This window comes from Marinobacter daepoensis DSM 16072 (assembly GCF_000421165.1).
Taxonomy (GTDB): domain Bacteria; phylum Pseudomonadota; class Gammaproteobacteria; order Pseudomonadales; family Oleiphilaceae; genus Marinobacter; species Marinobacter daepoensis.
In genome coordinates this window covers 597,963-613,969 of sequence record NZ_ATWI01000008.1, presented here as the reverse complement: position 1 = coordinate 613,969, position 16,007 = coordinate 597,963, and the positions used below count along the sequence as shown (strand labels likewise).

The window sequence follows — 16,007 nt, the reverse complement described above, 5'->3', positions numbered from 1 at the left end:
GATCAGATTCCCTGATGAAGGGGGCCCGACGCGTCAGAAGTGGTATACTTCGGCCTCAAATCCCCGTTCAAACAGACAGCCGGTCGACATGACAGATTCAGATGCCAACAACCACGACTTTCGCACCTCGGCCCTTCGGGCGATCCGCATAGAACGAGAAGCCATAGAAGCACTGGAGAGCCGCATCAATGGCGACTTCAGCCGCGCCTGCGAGGTCATCATGGCCTGCCGCGGGCGAGTGGTGGTGACAGGCATGGGCAAATCCGGACACATCGGCAACAAAATCGCAGCCACGCTCGCCAGCACAGGGACACCGGCTTTCTTTGTGCATCCTGGTGAAGCCAGTCACGGAGACCTGGGCATGATCACGCCCCAGGACGTGGTCATCGCGATCTCCAACAGCGGCAGCACCAGCGAAGTCGTTACCATTCTGCCGCTGATCAAGCGCATGGGTGCGCCATTAATCAGCATGACCGGCAAACCCGATTCCGTACTGGCACAGGAAGCCGTGGCCAATCTCGATGTCAGCGTGGCGATTGAGGCTTGCCCTCTTGGGCTGGCTCCCACGTCCAGCACAACCGCCACCCTGGTGATGGGCGATGCACTGGCCGTTGCGCTTCTGGAAGCCAGAGGCTTCAGCGCCGAAGATTTCGCATTTTCTCATCCTGGCGGCAGCCTTGGGCGGCGTTTACTGCTTCGCGTCTCCGACATCATGCACACTGGCAACCAGATCCCCCGCGTCACGGAAGGCACCCCCCTCAGCGGTGCCTTACTGGAAATTACCCGCAAAGGTCTTGGCATGACCACCGTGGTGGACGCCACAGGCACCCTTACCGGCATATTCACTGACGGCGACCTGCGACGCACCCTGGACAAGTCTGTCGACGTCCATGCCACCCCGATTCAGGAGGTCATGACCCGAAACGGAAAGACCATTCGGGCCGAACATCTGGCGGCGGAAGCCCTGAATATCATGGAAGAGATGAAAATCAACGCCCTGCCCGTCACCAATGAGGCCGGTGCGCTGGTCGGCGCCATCAACATGCACGACCTTCTGCGGGCGGGAGTCATCTGATGCCGCTGACCCACCCTTTAGAGGCTCACTGGGACGCCTCACTGAAGACAAAGGCCGCCGGAATCCGGCTGATCGCCCTGGACGTCGACGGGATCATGAGTGACGGTCGCATCTATTTCAGCGCCAGCGGTGACGAGCTCAAAGCCTTCAACATTCTGGACGGGCTCGGGCTCAAACAACTGATGAGGGCTGGCATAACGGTCGCAGTGATCACTGGTCGCCGGTCGCCGCTTACCGAAAAACGGATGTCTGACCTGGGCATCCCTCATCTGATGCAGGGCCGCGAAGACAAAAAAGAGGCCCTGCTGGAACTGATCGGGGACATGGATCTGGCTCCGAGCCAGATTGCCTACATGGGCGACGACCTGCCAGACTTGCCCGCACTCTGCTTCGCAGGCCTCGGCATTACAGTGCCGAACGGCTACTGGCTGGTCCGGGAACAGGCGGATTACTGCACACACTGCTCAGGAGGGCAAGGTGCAGTGCGTGAAGCCTGCGACCTCATTCTCTGGGCTCAGGGGCAGCTCGAAACCGCACTGTCGCCTTATCAGGATCATCAAACATGATCAGGGCCTGGTTCTCCGGCGATGACGGCAGAAGGCGCCTCCGGACGCTCGCATTGGCAGGCACCGTATTAGCCACTCTCTTTCTTCTATGGCAGAGCGATGAGCCCGCCAGTTCCCGGGCCCCCTCCAGTAACCTGAGAGGCCCGGCTGAGCCCGACGGTTTCGTTGTCGGGGGGCAATACCGCTCCTGGGACGAGCAGGGAAATCTCCGGATTCATCTCACCAGCCCGAGAATCGAACAATTTGAAGATACCGGCGTTGCCCACCTGGACCAGCCTGAGGCTCAACTGTTCAGCGAAGGAGACCCCACCCCCTGGCTGATCGAATCAAACACAGGCAAGCTCGAACAGTCATCGGAACAACTCGAGCTGACCGGCAATGTCAGGCTCATTCGCCAGGCCGGAAACGCCCCGTCGACGCTGGAAACCGAGGCTCTTACCCTGGATAACAGCAACGGCACAGTCTACACCGACCAGCCGGTGACCATCACCGAACCTTTTGGGGTCACCCACTCCACAGGCATGAAAGCCTGGATCAACGAACGCATTCTGGAACTCAATTCCCGGGTAGAGGGACACTATGAAACCGTCAGGTAAACGATCACGTCTGCACCCCCTGCTTCTGGCCACCGCCCTGCTGGCCGGACCTGCGGCTGCATTCAACCTTGACTCAGACACCCCCATCAAAGTTGCTGCCGACTCAGCCCGGCTGGACGACAGCGCGGGCACCGCAGTCTACACCGGCGACGTCGAGCTGACTCAGGGCGAAACCCGCCTTGAGGCTGACCGGGTCGTGCTCTACCGAAACGACCAAGGGGTCAGCAGGATCGAAGCAGCCGGCAGCCCTGCTCACTACCGGCAACCAGGCCAGGAAGCAGAAGGCATGACAGACGCCCGAGCCCTGAACATCACCTGGTCAGGAGACGAGAGCCTTGTCATCTTTGAGCGCGAAGCCGTGATTGAACAGGGCGGCAACATTTTCCGGGGCGACATCATTCACTATGATACCGTGCGCCGGGTGGTGACTGCCGAAGGCGGAGCGTCTCCGGAAGGCGGCTCAGGCCGGGTAGAGATGGTGATACAACCCCGAAATTCAGCTCAATCCAGCGACGGGAAAGGTTCGGATGGCAGTTCTGAGAGCCAGTAATCTGGCAAAAAGCTACAAACAGAAAAAGGTGGTTCTTGACGTATCACTGGAGATCCGCTCTGGCGAAATCGTCGGCCTTCTGGGCCCCAACGGCGCAGGAAAAACCACCTGTTTCTACATGATTGTAGGCCTGGTACCTGCGGATCGCGGCAGAATAACCATCGACAGCCAGGACATTACCCCCCTGCCTATGCATGGCAGAGCCCGAAAAGGCATCGGCTACCTCCCTCAGGAGGCGTCCGTGTTCCGCAAACTCACCGTTCGCGACAACATCATGGCCATTCTGGAAACCCGAAAGGGCCTGAACCGTCCGGAGCGTGAAGCAAAGCTCGAAGAACTTCTGGAAGAGTTCCACATTACTCATATTCGGGACAGCGTTGGCATGGCACTGTCTGGCGGCGAGCGACGCCGGGTTGAGATCGCACGGGCCCTGGCCATGGAGCCTGCCTTCATTCTTCTCGATGAGCCTTTTGCCGGCGTAGACCCCATCTCCGTAAGCGACATCAAACACATCATCCGACACCTTAGAGACAAGGGCATCGGCGTCCTGATTACCGACCACAACGTGCGGGAAACTCTCGATATTTGCGAGAATGCCTATATCGTTTCCGGCGGCCATATCATCGCCTCCGGCAACGCCGACGCCATTCTCGCCAATCAGAAGGTCAAAGAGGTTTACCTGGGGGAGGAGTTCCGTCTGTAACACAACCAAACAGCGTTTCACCGACGGCTGATTGTTTTGATGATCTGTAGCAAGTAGACTCGGCAAAGAACTTGCTTATACTGTCCTCAGGTATTGGCAAGTAACCAAAGTACAACATTTTTTTCGGCCCGTGCGCCGGCAAAGCAACAACCGGGATGCCACGAGTTATGGATCTTGAGACATGGTTATGAAAGCCTCATTACAGCTTAAGCTGGGCCAGAGTCTGACCATGACCCCCCAGTTGCAGCAAGCAATACGCCTGCTGCAACTCTCAACCCTCGATCTTCAGCAGGAAATCCAGCAGGCACTGGAGTCCAACCCCATGCTGGAAACCTCAGAAGACGACGAGCACACCGAAAGCAGCGATCAGGAAACACCAGAAACAACGGCTGCTGATTCGGGTCAGGAAGACAGCAACACGGAAGCCGCGACAGACTGGGATGAAAGCGAAAACGGTCCGGACTGGTCTTCGGAAACTGATATTCCGGACAACATTCCGGATGATCTGCCGGTCGACACTGCCTGGGACGATATTTATCAATCAGCTCCGGCCCCTGCGGGCAAAGGCGACGACGACAACGACTCGGATTTCGAGACCCGGAACTCCCCTGCCGAGACGCTGCAAGACCACCTGGAATGGCAGCTCAACCTTACGCCGCTCAGTGAGCGGGATCAGGCCATTGCCCACGCGCTGCTCGACGCCGTTGACGACCGGGGCTACCTCACCTCAAGCATTGAGGACATCCACGCGGGGTTACGCGATGGCTCCGAAGACGATCCTCTGGAACTGGATGAGGTACAAGCCGTACTCCGTCGTTTACAACACTTCGATCCGCCCGGCGTTTTTGCCCGCGATCTGCAAGAGTGTCTGCTGATCCAGCTCAACCAGCTCCCCCCAGACACACCCTGGCTCCGTCAGGCCCGATTGGTGGTTACGCAGTTCCTGCACTTGCTGGGCAATCGTGACTACGCTCAACTGCTCAGACGAAGCCGGCTCAAAGAAGATCAGCTGAAGGAGGTTCTGGCGCTGATTACCAGCCTGAACCCACGCCCAGGGGATGTGGTAGACAGAACTGAGCCGGATTACGTGATCCCGGATGTCATCGTGCGCAAACATGAAGGTCGCTGGCGGGTAGAGCTGAACCCCGAAATTGCCCCTCGCATCCGGGTAAATGCCAGCTACGCTTCGCTGATACGACGAGCCGACAGCAGCGCCGACAACACCTACATGCGCGATCAGCTACAAGAAGCCAAGTGGTTTATCAAGAGCCTTCAGAGCCGGAATGAAACCTTACTGAAGGTTGCGACCCGCATCGTCGAGCACCAGCAGGGATTTCTGGATCAGGGCGAGGAGGCCATGAAGCCCCTGATCCTGTCAGACATTGCCCAGGCTGTGGAAATGCATGAATCTACCATTTCACGAGTCACCACTCAGAAATACATGCATACACCGCGTGGCATCTTTGAATTGAAGTACTTTTTCTCCAGCCACGTCAGCACCGCTGAGGGTGGGGAATGCTCCTCGACCGCTATTCGTGCAATGATCAAGAAGCTGATTGCGGAGGAAACCCCGAAAAAGCCATTGAGCGACAGCAAAATTGCGGCCATGCTAGGGGAACAGGGAATCAATGTGGCCCGTCGTACCGTGGCCAAATACCGGGAGGCGATGCATATACCTCCCTCCAACGAACGAAAACGACTGGTTTAAATTTTCGCCGGTGCAAGAGGCACCGGCAACGCAGGCCGGCAGTCATGCTGGCGATGGATGACAACAGGAGACGCCTATGCAACTCAACATTTCAGGCCATCACGTAGAACTGACTCCCGCTTTGAAAGATTACGTTAACAGCAAGTTCGAGAAGCTGGAGCGCCATTTTGACCACATCAGTAACTGTCAGGTTACGCTGGAGGTTGAAAAGGTGCGCCAGATGGCGGAAGCCACTCTGCACGTGACTGGTGGTGAGATTCACGCAAAGGCAGAAAATGAGGATATGTACGCGGCAATCGACACACTTGTCGACAAGCTGGACCGACAGATCCTCAAGTACAAGGAAAAGAACGTAGACAGGATGCACGGTAACGGTACTCGCTGAACAACGCGTAACGTGACCGGGTGTTTCATGAAACGAGCTGCGGCGGGGCAACCGGCCGCAGCCTTTTTTTACGGACATGCAGTCGATCCATGAGCGACCCATCCCTGACCATTGACAACATTCTTGCGCCGGAGCTGACACTCTGTCGGGTACCGGCCTCCAGCAAGAAACGTGTGCTGGAATTCATCGCGGAACGGATTCACTTCCAGGATGAAACTCTCAGCGACACCCAGATCTTCAGTAATCTGGTCTCCCGTGAACGGCTGGGCAGCACCGGCATCGGTGAAGGCATCGCCATTCCCCACTGCCGGCTGGAAGGCCTGGACCGGGTTATCGGTGTCTTGATGACACTGGAAGAGGCCGTCGATTTTGACGCCATCGACAACCAGCCCGTAGACCTGGTGTTTGCACTGGTCGTCCCCAAGGAAGCCACCAGTGAGCATCTGGAGCTTCTGAGCCAACTGGCGGAACGGTTCAATGACAACGCGTTCTGCACCGCGCTGCGCCAGTGCGAGGATGCAGGCACACTTTACCAACGAATGACCAACCGCAATCACTGAGGTCCGCCTTAAGGCAGATTGAAGGAGAGACAGCCCAATGAAGCTGATTATCGTCAGTGGCCGATCCGGTTCCGGCAAAAGTACGGCACTGCACGTGTTGGAAGACCTGGGATTTTACTGTATTGACAACCTCCCCATCGGTCTTCTGTTCCCACTGACCCAGGAAGCAACCACCCAGGAAGCCCCTGGCCGCCTCAAAAAAATGGCAGTGAGCATAGACGCCCGTAACCTGTCCGGGGAGCTTGCAAACTTTGAAACCATATACCAGCAGCTAAAACAGACTGGCGTTGAAGTTGAGATCATTTTCCTTGATGCCGACGAACAGTCCCTGCTCCAGCGTTTTCACGCCACCCGAAGAAAACACCCGTTAAGCGACGACAGGACGTCGCTGCGGGAGGCAATCACCAACGAGAAACAGTTGCTGGAGCCTCTGTCCAAGCTGGCAGACCTGTACGTCAACACCACCGGACTGTCCATGTACGAGCTGCGTGACATGATCAAGCAGCGAGTCGCCGGCCGTAAGGACCAGGAACTGGCCTTGCTGTTCCAGTCCTTCGGTTTCAAGCACGGGGTCCCGGTGGATTCAGACTACGTTTTTGACGTGCGTTGCCTGCCTAACCCCTACTGGGACACCAGCCTGCGAAAGCACACGGGCATCGACCAGCCTGTCATCGACTTTCTCGAGCGGGAACCGCTGACCCGACAAATGGTGGACGACCTCATCAGGTTTCTGAACACCTGGCTGCCCTCATTCGCCGACAGCAACCGAAGCTATATGACCATATCCATTGGATGCACCGGGGGGCAGCACCGGTCAGTCTATGTGTGCGAGCAGCTTGGACGACTTTTCCGGGACCATTATCACAACGTTCAGGTTCGTCATACGGAACTGCCGCACCTGCAAGCGCGCGGAGAAATCTGAGCAGCCTATGATTTGCCGCACCACAACCATCATCAACAAACTCGGCCTGCATGCCCGGGCGAGCGCCAAGCTGGTTGCCACGGCCTCGGCGTTTGAGTGCAAAGTCCGCATCCGGGGCAAAGGCCGGGAGGTAGATGCCAAAAACATCATGCAGATCATGATGCTGGCTGCAAGCCAGGGCACCGAAGTCGAACTGTTGGCCGATGGCCCGGATGAGCACGCCGCCCTTGAGGCGGTATCCGAGTTAATCGATGATTATTTTGGTGAAGGAGAATAAAAACCGTTTCGTCATTCACCTACAATCCTTTCTCACGCGTGCCACCTAACTCCGCTATAATGCAAAGGTTTTCTGATCGCAGGTGGTTCAATGTCAGACATTCTGGAAAATAGCCAGGCTCGCCAACGCCTTCGCTCTCTCAGTGAGGCTCTGGACAGTGGCGCACTCAAGCAGGTGGCCCGAATTCTGAATGGCGGACTGAGCCCCAGCGATATTGCCCACCTGCTCGAATCCTCTCCCCCGCGCCAACGAACCCTGCTATGGAACCTCGTCGATAAAAAGTACGAAGGTGACGTACTCCAGTACCTTGGCGATGACATCCGAAGCTACTTCCTGAGCCAATTGAACGCTCAGGAACTGGCGGATATTCTTGAGGATTTTGAGTCAGACGACCTGGCCGACCTGCTTCAGCAGCTTCCGGATACGGTTATCCAGGAAGTTCTGGACACCATGGACGACCAGGACCGCCAGCGAGTCGAGGAAGTTCTCTCCTACCCGGAGGACACCGCCGGCGGCCTGATGAACACCGACACCATCACGGTGCGCCCGGACATCAGTATCGATGTGGTTCTGCGTTATCTGCGCCGCCACCGCAGCCTGCCCCCGATGACCGATAGCCTGATTGTCGTCAGCCGACGTGACGAATTCATCGGTATGCTGCCTATCACCCGAATGCTGGTATCCAATCCCGCAGCAACGGTTCGTGAGGTGATGGACACTGATATAGAGCCAATCCCAGTAACTTTGTTCGACACCAAAGTCGCCACCCTGTTCGAGCGCTATGACCTGATTTCCGCCCCCGTTGTCGATGAAGACAATAAACTACTGGGCCGGATCACCATCGACGACGTGGTCGACGTTATCCGGGAGGACGCCGACCACTCCCTGATGAGTATGGCGGGCCTTGATGAAGATGAAGATACTTTTGCGCCGGTCTGGAAAACAACAAAGCGCCGGGCGCTGTGGCTGGGTATCAATGTGCTCACCGCCTTTACGTCGGCTTCCGTCATTGGAATGTTTGAAGAAACCATACAGCAGGTTGTCGCACTGGCAGTTCTCATGCCCATCGTTGCCAGTATGGGCGGCATAGCAGGCAGCCAGACCCTGACCCTGATGATTCGCGGCATCGCGTTGGGGCAGGTCAGCGGAGATAATGTAAAATGGCTGCTTAATCGGGAATTCATAGCAACCGCCATGAATGGTGTTTTGTTCGCGCTGGTTGTCTCTGGTGCAGCAGTAGCCTGGTTCAAAGACCTGACCATTGGGCTCGTCATTGCCCTTGCTCTCGTCATCAACCTCACGTTAGCTTCTGTTGTCGGCACCCTGCTCCCATTGGTACTGAAAAAGTTGAACATTGATCCTGCACTTGCAGGAGGGGTTATCCTGCTCACGACGACAGACGTTGTCGGTTTCCTGTCTTTTCTGGGGCTGGCTACCTATTTCTACGCATAACAAGGAGGCCGGATGAGCCCAACCAACGACCAAAATGAATTACCGGAAGACTTCGGCCCCAGCAAGTCGCAACTCAAACGAGAAATGCACGCGCTGCAGGACCTGGGGAAGCGCATGCTTGATCTTAGCGATGAGCAGCTGGCCACTCTGAACATCAGCGACACCCTGGCAGCAGCGATCGTGGAATCGCGCCGGATACCCCAGCGGGAAGCACGCCGCCGCCATCTACAGTATATTGGCAAGGTCCTTCGACAGGAGGATGACCCGGAAGCTATCGGCCGCGCCATCGATGCGTTTTACGCGGGCAGCGAAGAACATACCCGCAGGCACCATCTGGCCGAGCGCTGGCGCGACCGGATGATCGCAGAAGGCGATAAAGTGGTTGGCGAGTTTATAGACTACTGCCCGACCGCCGACATTCAGCACCTCCGCAACCTGGCTCGTAACGCCCGAAAAGAAGTAGAGAAGGGCAAGAATACCGGCCAGTCCAGAAAGCTGTTCCGCGCTTTGCGGGAATGGATTGACGACGCCGAGCAGTAATCAGAGCCGCCGGTGCGCCCACACCGGCATGCGACTTCTCAGCTGCCCCAGGTCGCCCAGATCCAGATCAGCGGCCACGGACCCGGCTCCTTCTCCCAGTTCACAGACGACTCTGCCCCAGGGATCGCAAATCAGACTGTGGCCATAGGTTCTGCGTCGACTGCTGTTTTGCCCGCCCTGCCCGGCTGCCACCACCCAGAGCTGATTTTCAATAGCTCGGGCCCGGAGCAAGGCATGCCAGTGTGCGTCCCCTGTCTGCCAGGTGAAAGCACTTGGCAGGCACACCCAGTCAGCGCCTTTGTCTCTCAGGGCTCTGAACAGTTCCGGAAACCTGAGATCGTAGCAGATCGCCAGTCCCAGGCGCCCCGCCGGGGTCTCGGTGACGATCACGTCATTCCCGGGCTCAAAGGTATCAGACTCGCGATACTGGCCGTGGGCATCTTCTATCATGGCATCGAACAGATGAATCTTGTCGTACCGGGCAACCTCCTCTCCTTCGTCGTTGTAGACCAGACAGCAGGCACGAACCCGGTCTGACAAGTTGGATCCATCAGGCCGAACGGCCAGAGGCATGGACCCTCCAACAATCCAGAGCCCGAGTCCCCGGGCCTGCTCAGAGAGAAAATGGCGGATAACGGGTGAATCACCAGCTTCCTGACGACCGCATGCCAGCATTTGCCCGGTTGCCAGCACGGCAAAATTTTCTGGCAACACCGCTACCTTCGCACCTTTGGCGGCAACATCACTCAGCTGCTTCCTGGCCTCATCCAGGTTGGCTTCGATGTCGTGGGTACTCACCATCTGAATGGCCGCAACCTGAACCATGTTTACCTCCGGTCAGATGCTATTCGCCCGTATCAAAGACCCCCCGAAGATCCACCTGAGGGTCGCTCCAGCTCCCAGTGACACTGTACGTGGCGCTGGTCAGCTTGCTTAACGGGTCACCGAGAATTTTGTCCAGCACAAACAATGCCCCTCCAATCGGGGCACTCGCCCCCATCAGTATGGCAGCCAGAGGCAGATTCTGCGTGACGGGCAATACCAGAACCAGACGCATGTCCAAAGCCGCACTGGCCATGTCGGTGGTTCCGCTGAGCTTGAAGGCCCCCGATGGCCCCACCAACTGCAACTCAGGGTCCAGCGTTACCAAGCCATCGACAATGTTGGCTTTGCCAGAGATCGCATCAAATGCAATTCCTCGCTCGTACAAATCAGAAAAATCCAGCCGCAAGCGTCGCCAGAGGGTATCCGCATTAAGCAAATTGAAAATCCGGAACAACTGCGCTGAATTGCTCTGCTCCATGATCATCCCATCATCCAGCCGGGCGCTGACTGTGCCACTGATTTTACCCGGCGCAATATCAACCGGGTTTCCGGGCCAATCGAGATCCAACTCGATGGTTGTCTCTTTGTTGGTCATCGGTATCACGGTGCCAGTCAGTGCTTCGAGGTCTTTCAGGGCACCACCGGCGAGTCGACCCTTGAATGTCGTGGCTTCCCGGTCATCCACAATACTCCAGACCATGTCTCCCGATAACACCAGCGCCCCAAGACGGCCATCTATTTCCTGAACCTTCAGGCCCTCAGATCCAGGCCGCAACCGGAAACGCCAGCTACCCGCAGAGTCATCATCGAGTTGCAGGTCCGATATACTGACGTCAATATCGGGCCACGCCCCCATTTCAAGCTCCCGGAATGCCTGAAGTTGCTCTTCAAAAGTCAGAAATTCGGATTCCTGTTGCTGAGTTCCGGCCTCGCGCATCAACCTCAGCGTCTCAAAATCCGCCAGAACCACCCCATCATCCTTTGGCATGATCACTCGCCCAGTCGCCCTCTCTGAGCGCGTCTGCACAACCCACCGGTCATCCAGTTCCAGCGCCTCAACAGCGATGTCGGTCAACCGGTGATCGCCAAGATTGAGGTAATCAAAAAACAGCTCAAACCCGGTCTCTTTCAGCAGGAACCGGGCTCCCAACCTATCCGTCCATTCAGCCGAGATAGCCAACCCGGCATCCTGGAATGGATCGATCGTGACCGCCAATGGCGCGTTTTCCCGGGTGGTTTTTGCCAGAGGTTCAGGCCAGTCGACTTGCAGGCCCGAGAGATCCGACGACAACGAAATCACTGGCTGAACCCCAGCCCCCAGCACCAGGTCTCCGGAGTAACGAAGACTCCCGGCAAGCCCCGGTGCCATCGCTTCCGGCACGCCAAAGTGAGACAGAGAAACCGGCAGGGCCAGCTCCCCCCTTTGGCGAATGCGAATGCTGTCACGGTTTTCGACAGCCTCAAAACCAACGGAGACAGGCTCACCAAAGAACGTGGCAGACACTGGCTCACCGGAGAATCCCTCAACCGTGTCATAGGTCAGGTCGGCTTTTATGTTTTCCCATCCCAGCCCGGCGTCGGGAATGAAAAAACCACCATTTTCAGTACGGATACGGGCGGTCACGCGAGTATCCTGCCCCTCACTCAAGGGCAAATCGAGGCCAAGATCCAACTCGAACTCACCGTCGTACCGCGCCTGGACATCACCATACCCGATCAGTTCGCCAAGCGGCGTGTTGTCCAGCCACCATGGCACCTGTTCCCCTGTCACTCCGGAACTGACATCGGCCATCACACGAAGACCGTCAGCGGAGCCATCCGACAGTACTTGCACCCTGGACTCATCAATCGTGAGACCTCCGGTTTCGCCACTCTGAAGCACCACCTTCGTATCGGTGTTCTGGACCTCAACACGCCCTCGGGCCTGCGTCACTTCTGGCCACTGACTGTCGTAGCGTATGCGGCCATCCTCAAACTCGTACCACATCGATGACACAAAAGAACCGGATGGCGCGCCCGAATCAATCCGGCCGTGGCCAAAGTACTCGCCATCAATCCGGGCCTCCAGAATGGCGGTCGTCAGCCAGTCATAGAGCGACGCGCCAACAGCCCTGGCTGGCACAAAATCCGCCAGCATATGGGCCCTTGCCCCTTCAACGGACACTTTCAAACCCAGGTTATCTTCGCCAAAACGATCCAGACGCAGATCAAACGCACCTGACACCCCGGTCTCTTCCTCATACGTGAACGCAAGGTCGTCCGAGAACACCCGGGTGATTCCGTCCTGAATACGCCACGAAACCGTTCCGGATAAAGCATCCAGCGTCCAGTCCGTGGTGAACAGCAAAGGGAAGCCCAGTTCAAGTGGCTCACGGGTCTCTATAATCACCGCCCCCTCATTGGCTCCTAACTGCAACCAGCCATTCAGCCCCGCCACCCGTGGAGCACCTGACCATCCCCGCACGCCGAGCTTGCGTAGCCTGGCGTGTAACGTAAAATTTTCCGCTTTCCGCGGCAACACGAACACCAGATCATCAAGGAATCCGCTCGGCTGATAGTTCTCCAGAGCCTGATTGGCGCTCTCAGGTAACAGATCCAGCGACTGAACCAGTCGCCTCAAGGGCTGGAGTGGCAATGAGTCGGCCACCAGAGTCAGCCTTTCATCGCCGGGCTGAATACGCACATTGAAAGGGGGAACCTGGTCACCGAACCAGCTCCAGCTTAGCTGCTGGAGCATCAATGCCTCGCCGCGGCGCCAGCCAAAACGAGCGTGAATATCCTCAAGTGGGGCCAGAGATTCTCGATTGACCCCCAGTTGCAGATAAGGCGTACGAACGTCACCCTGAATCTGTTGCAGTTCGCCGGTATCAAAGGTCAGCCAGGCCCGCCCTCCAAGGTCGAATCCCTCCACGCGAAGACCTCGCCAATGCAGGTCATCAATCAGGCCATCAAACAGCCTGCCGGAGTCCCAGTCCAGATAGAGCTGGCCCGTGAAAGCACCCCGAAAAAACTGCTGCCCGACCAGGGCAAAGCTGGCAAGCTGAGTGGTGGTTCCACTTTGCATGGCCCGCCCCGAGGCCTGAAACAGCCCGTTTCGATACGAGAGATCCAGTTGGGGTATATCCAGAAAGCGCAGATTTTTCCGGTTTGGCCCCAGGGCCAGGCTCACACGGGTGACCCGAACCTCCGGGTTCGACAACCAGCGCCCGGCCAGGCGGATCCATTCCTGAACTTCAGGAGCACCCGGCTCCGTCAGGTCTGCAATTTCTTCCACCGGGCTGGCAAACGGAGAGTCCATGGGACGAATGACGGTCAACGACAGGCCGTCCGCGTCAAAATTGCGAAAGACCAGACGGAACCGGAACAAGGAGGCGATGAAATCAAGCCGAACTCCCAGATGATCCAGTTCTGCCGTAACTTTGTCGGAATCCTGTGTCCGAATCGTTATGTCTTTGGCAATAATCGCAGGGTCAAGCCAGTGCCACTGAGAGGTGACGCGACCAACCGACACGTCGAGCCCCGTCGCATCAGACAGGGCGACCGCCAGCTCATCGGAAAAATGATCGATGTTGGCGGTCAGCTGACGGCCAATCCCGACATAAAGCGCGAACAACACCAGCAACGCCAGCAATGTCCACCAGACCATACTGGAAAAGCCCGCCAATCCGCGGGCAACCAGTCCCCGGTCATCACCGACTGGCTGCGAACTGTCCGGCTCGCGGATCGACATAAGACTCAGCTCCCTGCAACGCCCTACTGCTCAGGTGTCAGAGCAAAACAACGTCGTACTGTTCCTGGCTGTAGAACGGCTCCACCTGGAACCGGACGGTTTTGCTGATGAAGGTCTCAAGATCGGCTACGTTGTCCGACTCTTCATCCAAGAGACGATCCACGACTTTCTGGGAGGCCATCACCAGATAATTCTCGGGCTCGTAGGCCCGGTTGATTCTCAGAATTTCCCGGAAAATCTCGTAGCACACGGTTTCAGCCGTTTTCAGGAAGCCACGACCATCACAGATCGGGCACGGCTCGCACAGAACCTGCCCCAGGCTTTCAGTGGTGCGCTTGCGGGTCATTTCGACCAGCCCTAACTCAGAAACACCGGTAATCTTGGTTTTTGCGTGATCGCGTTCCAGCATCTTTTCCAGCATGCGATGCACCTGGCGCTGATGCTCGGGATCTTCCATATCGATGAAGTCAATGATGATGATGCCACCCAGGTTCCGGAGCCGGAGTTGGCGGCTGATGGCTCTGGCGGCCTCAAGGTTGGTCTTGAAAATCGTCTCTTCAAGATTCCGGTGGCCGACAAATGCCCCCGTGTTGATATCGATGGTGGTCATGGCCTCGGTCTGATCGATGATCACGTACCCACCCGACTTGAGCTGCACCTTACGGCTCAGGGCTTTCTGAATCTCGTCTTCAACCGAATAGAGATCAAAGATCGGCCGCTCACCCGGATAATACTCCACCTTATCGGCAAACTCAGTCACGAATTCCTTCACAAACTCCATAACCCGTTGATAGCTCTCACGGCTATCAATACGGACCTTCTCCGTTTGCGGACGGATCAGATCCCGTATGGTGCGGATAAACAGGGGAAGGTCCTGATAGACCACAGAAGGCGCCGAGGCCTTGCCAATGCGCTCCTGAATCGACTGACTGAGCCGGTGCAGATACCTCATATCCGCGATCAGCTCCTCAGCCGAGGCCGCCTCGGCCGCGGTACGAATAATATAGCCACCCTGAACGTCATCATGCTCGGCCGCCCCTTCTTCAATCAGGCTTTTGAGACGTGCGCGTTCGACCTCATCTTCAATACGCTGGGAAATACCGATATGACGGACGCCAGGCATAAAAACGAGGTAGCGGGAAGGAATGGAAAGCTGGGTAGTCAGCCGCGCGCCTTTGGTACCGATGGGGTCCTTGGTAACCTGGACCACCAGAGACTGCCCTTCTCTCAACAGGGTGCGAATGTCCGGCACGGTTTTCGGCGTCTCTGCAGAATCGTCCCCTGAAGACTGACCACTGACCACGTCAGAAGCATGAATAAACGCCGCGCGCTCCAGACCAATGTCTACAAACGCCGCTTCCATCCCGGGAAGCACCCGCACAACCTTACCCTTGTATATATTGCCCACGATGCCTTTGCGACTGGTGCGCTCAATGTAGGCTTCCTGCAACATGCCATTTTCGACCAGCGCCACCCGGGTTTCCACCGGCGTCACGTTAATCAGGATCTCTTCACTCATGCTTGGCTCTCCTCGCTGCATGGCCAATGGCGCCAGACAGGATCACCTGCATCTGCCAATAGATCTGCGGTTTCCTGCAAGGGCAATCCGACCACCGCACTGTAGCTACCCCTGAGTTCCTGAACAAAGATACCACCAAGCCCCTGAATACCGTAACTGCCAGCTTTGTCCATTGGCTCACCAGTGGCCACATACGCTTCAATCTCGGCCTCAGCCAGCGTGCGAAAGGTCACATCGGTAGTCACAACCACCGAGCGGCACTGGTTGCGCTGAGCCAATGCAACGGCCGTCATGACCTGATGGGTGGAGCCCGACAAACGCCTCAGCATTGCTCTGGCCTGTTCCTCGGCCCCGGGCTTGCCCAGTATCTGCCCATCAATAACCACCGACGTGTCCGACCCCAGCACAAATGCTTCCGGAATGCTCCCGGCAACAGCCAGCGCTTTCTCCCGGGCCAGTCGCTCAACATAACCAATGGCGGATTCAGCGGGGTGTGGCGTTTCATCAATGTCAGCCGGAACCACCTGAAACCGGGCGCCGATCTGTTCCAGGAGTTCTGCCCGGCGTGGCGACGCCGATGCCAGAATGAGGCGGGTCAT

16 protein-coding genes are annotated in these 16,007 nt (G+C 57.1%); 12 read left to right on the top strand and 4 right to left on the bottom strand.

The annotated features are described in order from the left end of the window. The first annotated feature begins 88 nt into the window (after window positions 1–88). The 12 genes from K325_RS0103430 to yjgA all read left to right on the top strand — a co-directional run bounded on the left by K325_RS0103430 (window position 89) and on the right by yjgA (window position 9,334). Window positions 89–1,075: a KpsF/GutQ family sugar-phosphate isomerase gene (locus tag K325_RS0103430; protein WP_029652857.1), complete on the top strand. Its 987-nt coding sequence runs from the start codon at window positions 89–91 to the stop codon at window positions 1,073–1,075. Then, window positions 1,075–1,641 carry a KdsC family phosphatase gene (locus tag K325_RS0103425; protein ID WP_029652856.1) on the top strand — a complete coding sequence of 189 codons (567 nt, stop codon included), beginning with the start codon at window positions 1,075–1,077 and terminating at the stop codon, window positions 1,639–1,641. Before K325_RS0103430 ends, K325_RS0103425 begins: the two co-directional genes overlap by 1 nt. Further along, entirely contained in the window at window positions 1,638–2,237 is a 600-nt protein-coding gene (gene lptC / locus K325_RS0103420; RefSeq protein ID WP_029652855.1) for an LPS export ABC transporter periplasmic protein LptC, read from the top strand. The genes K325_RS0103425 and lptC overlap by 4 nt, the downstream gene beginning before the upstream one ends. Next, a complete protein-coding gene (lptA, locus tag K325_RS0103415) occupies window positions 2,221–2,787 on the top strand; it encodes a lipopolysaccharide transport periplasmic protein LptA (RefSeq protein ID WP_029652854.1) in 567 nt (188 codons plus the stop codon). The genes lptC and lptA overlap by 17 nt, the downstream gene beginning before the upstream one ends. After that, window positions 2,765–3,490, top strand: a complete 726-nt coding sequence (gene lptB, locus K325_RS0103410) for an LPS export ABC transporter ATP-binding protein (RefSeq protein ID WP_029652853.1) — start codon at window positions 2,765–2,767, stop codon at window positions 3,488–3,490. The genes lptA and lptB overlap by 23 nt, the downstream gene beginning before the upstream one ends. Before the next feature lie 187 nt (window positions 3,491–3,677). Further along, complete coding sequence (locus tag K325_RS0103405) at window positions 3,678–5,198, top strand: RNA polymerase factor sigma-54 (protein WP_036193009.1); 1,521 nt, start codon at window positions 3,678–3,680, stop codon at window positions 5,196–5,198. 76 nt (window positions 5,199–5,274) lie between these two features. Continuing rightward, window positions 5,275–5,583: a ribosome hibernation promoting factor gene (gene hpf / locus K325_RS0103400; RefSeq protein WP_029652851.1), complete on the top strand. Its 309-nt coding sequence runs from the start codon at window positions 5,275–5,277 to the stop codon at window positions 5,581–5,583. 89 nt (window positions 5,584–5,672) lie between these two features. Continuing rightward, window positions 5,673–6,143, top strand: a complete 471-nt coding sequence (gene ptsN / locus K325_RS0103395; RefSeq protein WP_029652850.1) for a PTS IIA-like nitrogen regulatory protein PtsN — start codon at window positions 5,673–5,675, stop codon at window positions 6,141–6,143. A 37-nt stretch (window positions 6,144–6,180) separates the two neighbouring features. Then, window positions 6,181–7,065, top strand: coding sequence for an RNase adapter RapZ (rapZ, locus tag K325_RS0103390; RefSeq protein WP_029652849.1), 885 nt, complete (start codon window positions 6,181–6,183; stop codon window positions 7,063–7,065). A 7-nt stretch (window positions 7,066–7,072) separates the two neighbouring features. Beyond that, entirely contained in the window at window positions 7,073–7,342 is a 270-nt protein-coding gene (locus K325_RS0103385) for an HPr family phosphocarrier protein (RefSeq protein ID WP_029652848.1), read from the top strand. Window positions 7,343–7,432: 90 nt separating this feature from the next. Beyond that, window positions 7,433–8,794 carry a magnesium transporter gene (gene mgtE / locus K325_RS0103380; protein WP_029652847.1) on the top strand — a complete coding sequence of 454 codons (1,362 nt, stop codon included), beginning with the start codon at window positions 7,433–7,435 and terminating at the stop codon, window positions 8,792–8,794. 12 nt (window positions 8,795–8,806) lie between these two features. Next, complete coding sequence (gene yjgA / locus K325_RS0103375; protein ID WP_029652846.1) at window positions 8,807–9,334, top strand: ribosome biogenesis factor YjgA; 528 nt, start codon at window positions 8,807–8,809, stop codon at window positions 9,332–9,334. On the opposite strand, the gene K325_RS0103370 is transcribed toward yjgA, so the two are convergent. From K325_RS0103370 to K325_RS0103355, 4 genes are read right to left on the bottom strand one after another with little or no spacing between them, the layout of a single operon-like run. Next, complete coding sequence (locus tag K325_RS0103370; protein WP_029652845.1) at window positions 9,335–10,159, bottom strand: carbon-nitrogen hydrolase family protein; 825 nt, start codon at window positions 10,157–10,159, stop codon at window positions 9,335–9,337. Window positions 10,160–10,178: 19 nt separating this feature from the next. Next, window positions 10,179–13,889, bottom strand: a complete 3,711-nt coding sequence (locus K325_RS0103365; protein WP_029652844.1) for a YhdP family phospholipid transporter — start codon at window positions 13,887–13,889, stop codon at window positions 10,179–10,181. Between the two features lie 37 nt (window positions 13,890–13,926). Then, window positions 13,927–15,408 (bottom strand): ribonuclease G, encoded by a 1,482-nt coding sequence (gene rng, locus K325_RS0103360; protein ID WP_029652843.1) that lies wholly within the window; start codon window positions 15,406–15,408, stop codon window positions 13,927–13,929. Next, a complete protein-coding gene (locus K325_RS0103355; RefSeq protein WP_029652842.1) occupies window positions 15,405–16,007 on the bottom strand; it encodes a Maf family protein in 603 nt (200 codons plus the stop codon). Before K325_RS0103355 ends, rng begins: the two co-directional genes overlap by 4 nt.

What these genes read in the sequence shown, in the direction of transcription:
- K325_RS0103430 (WP_029652857.1), top strand. Translation starts at nt 89, where the DNA reads ATGACAGATTCAGATGCCAACAACCACGACTTTCGCACCTCGGCCCTT.
- K325_RS0103425 (WP_029652856.1), top strand. Translation starts at nt 1,075, where the DNA reads ATGCCGCTGACCCACCCTTTAGAGGCTCACTGGGACGCCTCACTGAAG.
- lptC (WP_029652855.1), top strand. Translation starts at nt 1,638, where the DNA reads ATGATCAGGGCCTGGTTCTCCGGCGATGACGGCAGAAGGCGCCTCCGG.
- lptA (WP_029652854.1), top strand. Translation starts at nt 2,221, where the DNA reads ATGAAACCGTCAGGTAAACGATCACGTCTGCACCCCCTGCTTCTGGCC.
- lptB (WP_029652853.1), top strand. Translation starts at nt 2,765, where the DNA reads ATGGCAGTTCTGAGAGCCAGTAATCTGGCAAAAAGCTACAAACAGAAA.
- K325_RS0103405 (WP_036193009.1), top strand. Translation starts at nt 3,678, where the DNA reads ATGAAAGCCTCATTACAGCTTAAGCTGGGCCAGAGTCTGACCATGACC.
- hpf (WP_029652851.1), top strand. Translation starts at nt 5,275, where the DNA reads ATGCAACTCAACATTTCAGGCCATCACGTAGAACTGACTCCCGCTTTG.
- ptsN (WP_029652850.1), top strand. Translation starts at nt 5,673, where the DNA reads ATGAGCGACCCATCCCTGACCATTGACAACATTCTTGCGCCGGAGCTG.
- rapZ (WP_029652849.1), top strand. Translation starts at nt 6,181, where the DNA reads ATGAAGCTGATTATCGTCAGTGGCCGATCCGGTTCCGGCAAAAGTACG.
- K325_RS0103385 (WP_029652848.1), top strand. Translation starts at nt 7,073, where the DNA reads ATGATTTGCCGCACCACAACCATCATCAACAAACTCGGCCTGCATGCC.
- mgtE (WP_029652847.1), top strand. Translation starts at nt 7,433, where the DNA reads ATGTCAGACATTCTGGAAAATAGCCAGGCTCGCCAACGCCTTCGCTCT.
- yjgA (WP_029652846.1), top strand. Translation starts at nt 8,807, where the DNA reads ATGAGCCCAACCAACGACCAAAATGAATTACCGGAAGACTTCGGCCCC.
- K325_RS0103370 (WP_029652845.1), bottom strand. Translation starts at nt 10,159, where the DNA reads ATGGTTCAGGTTGCGGCCATTCAGATGGTGAGTACCCACGACATCGAA.
- K325_RS0103365 (WP_029652844.1), bottom strand. Translation starts at nt 13,889, where the DNA reads ATGTCGATCCGCGAGCCGGACAGTTCGCAGCCAGTCGGTGATGACCGG.
- rng (WP_029652843.1), bottom strand. Translation starts at nt 15,408, where the DNA reads ATGAGTGAAGAGATCCTGATTAACGTGACGCCGGTGGAAACCCGGGTG.
- K325_RS0103355 (WP_029652842.1), bottom strand. Translation starts at nt 16,007, where the DNA reads ATGACCCGCCTCATTCTGGCATCGGCGTCGCCACGCCGGGCAGAACTC.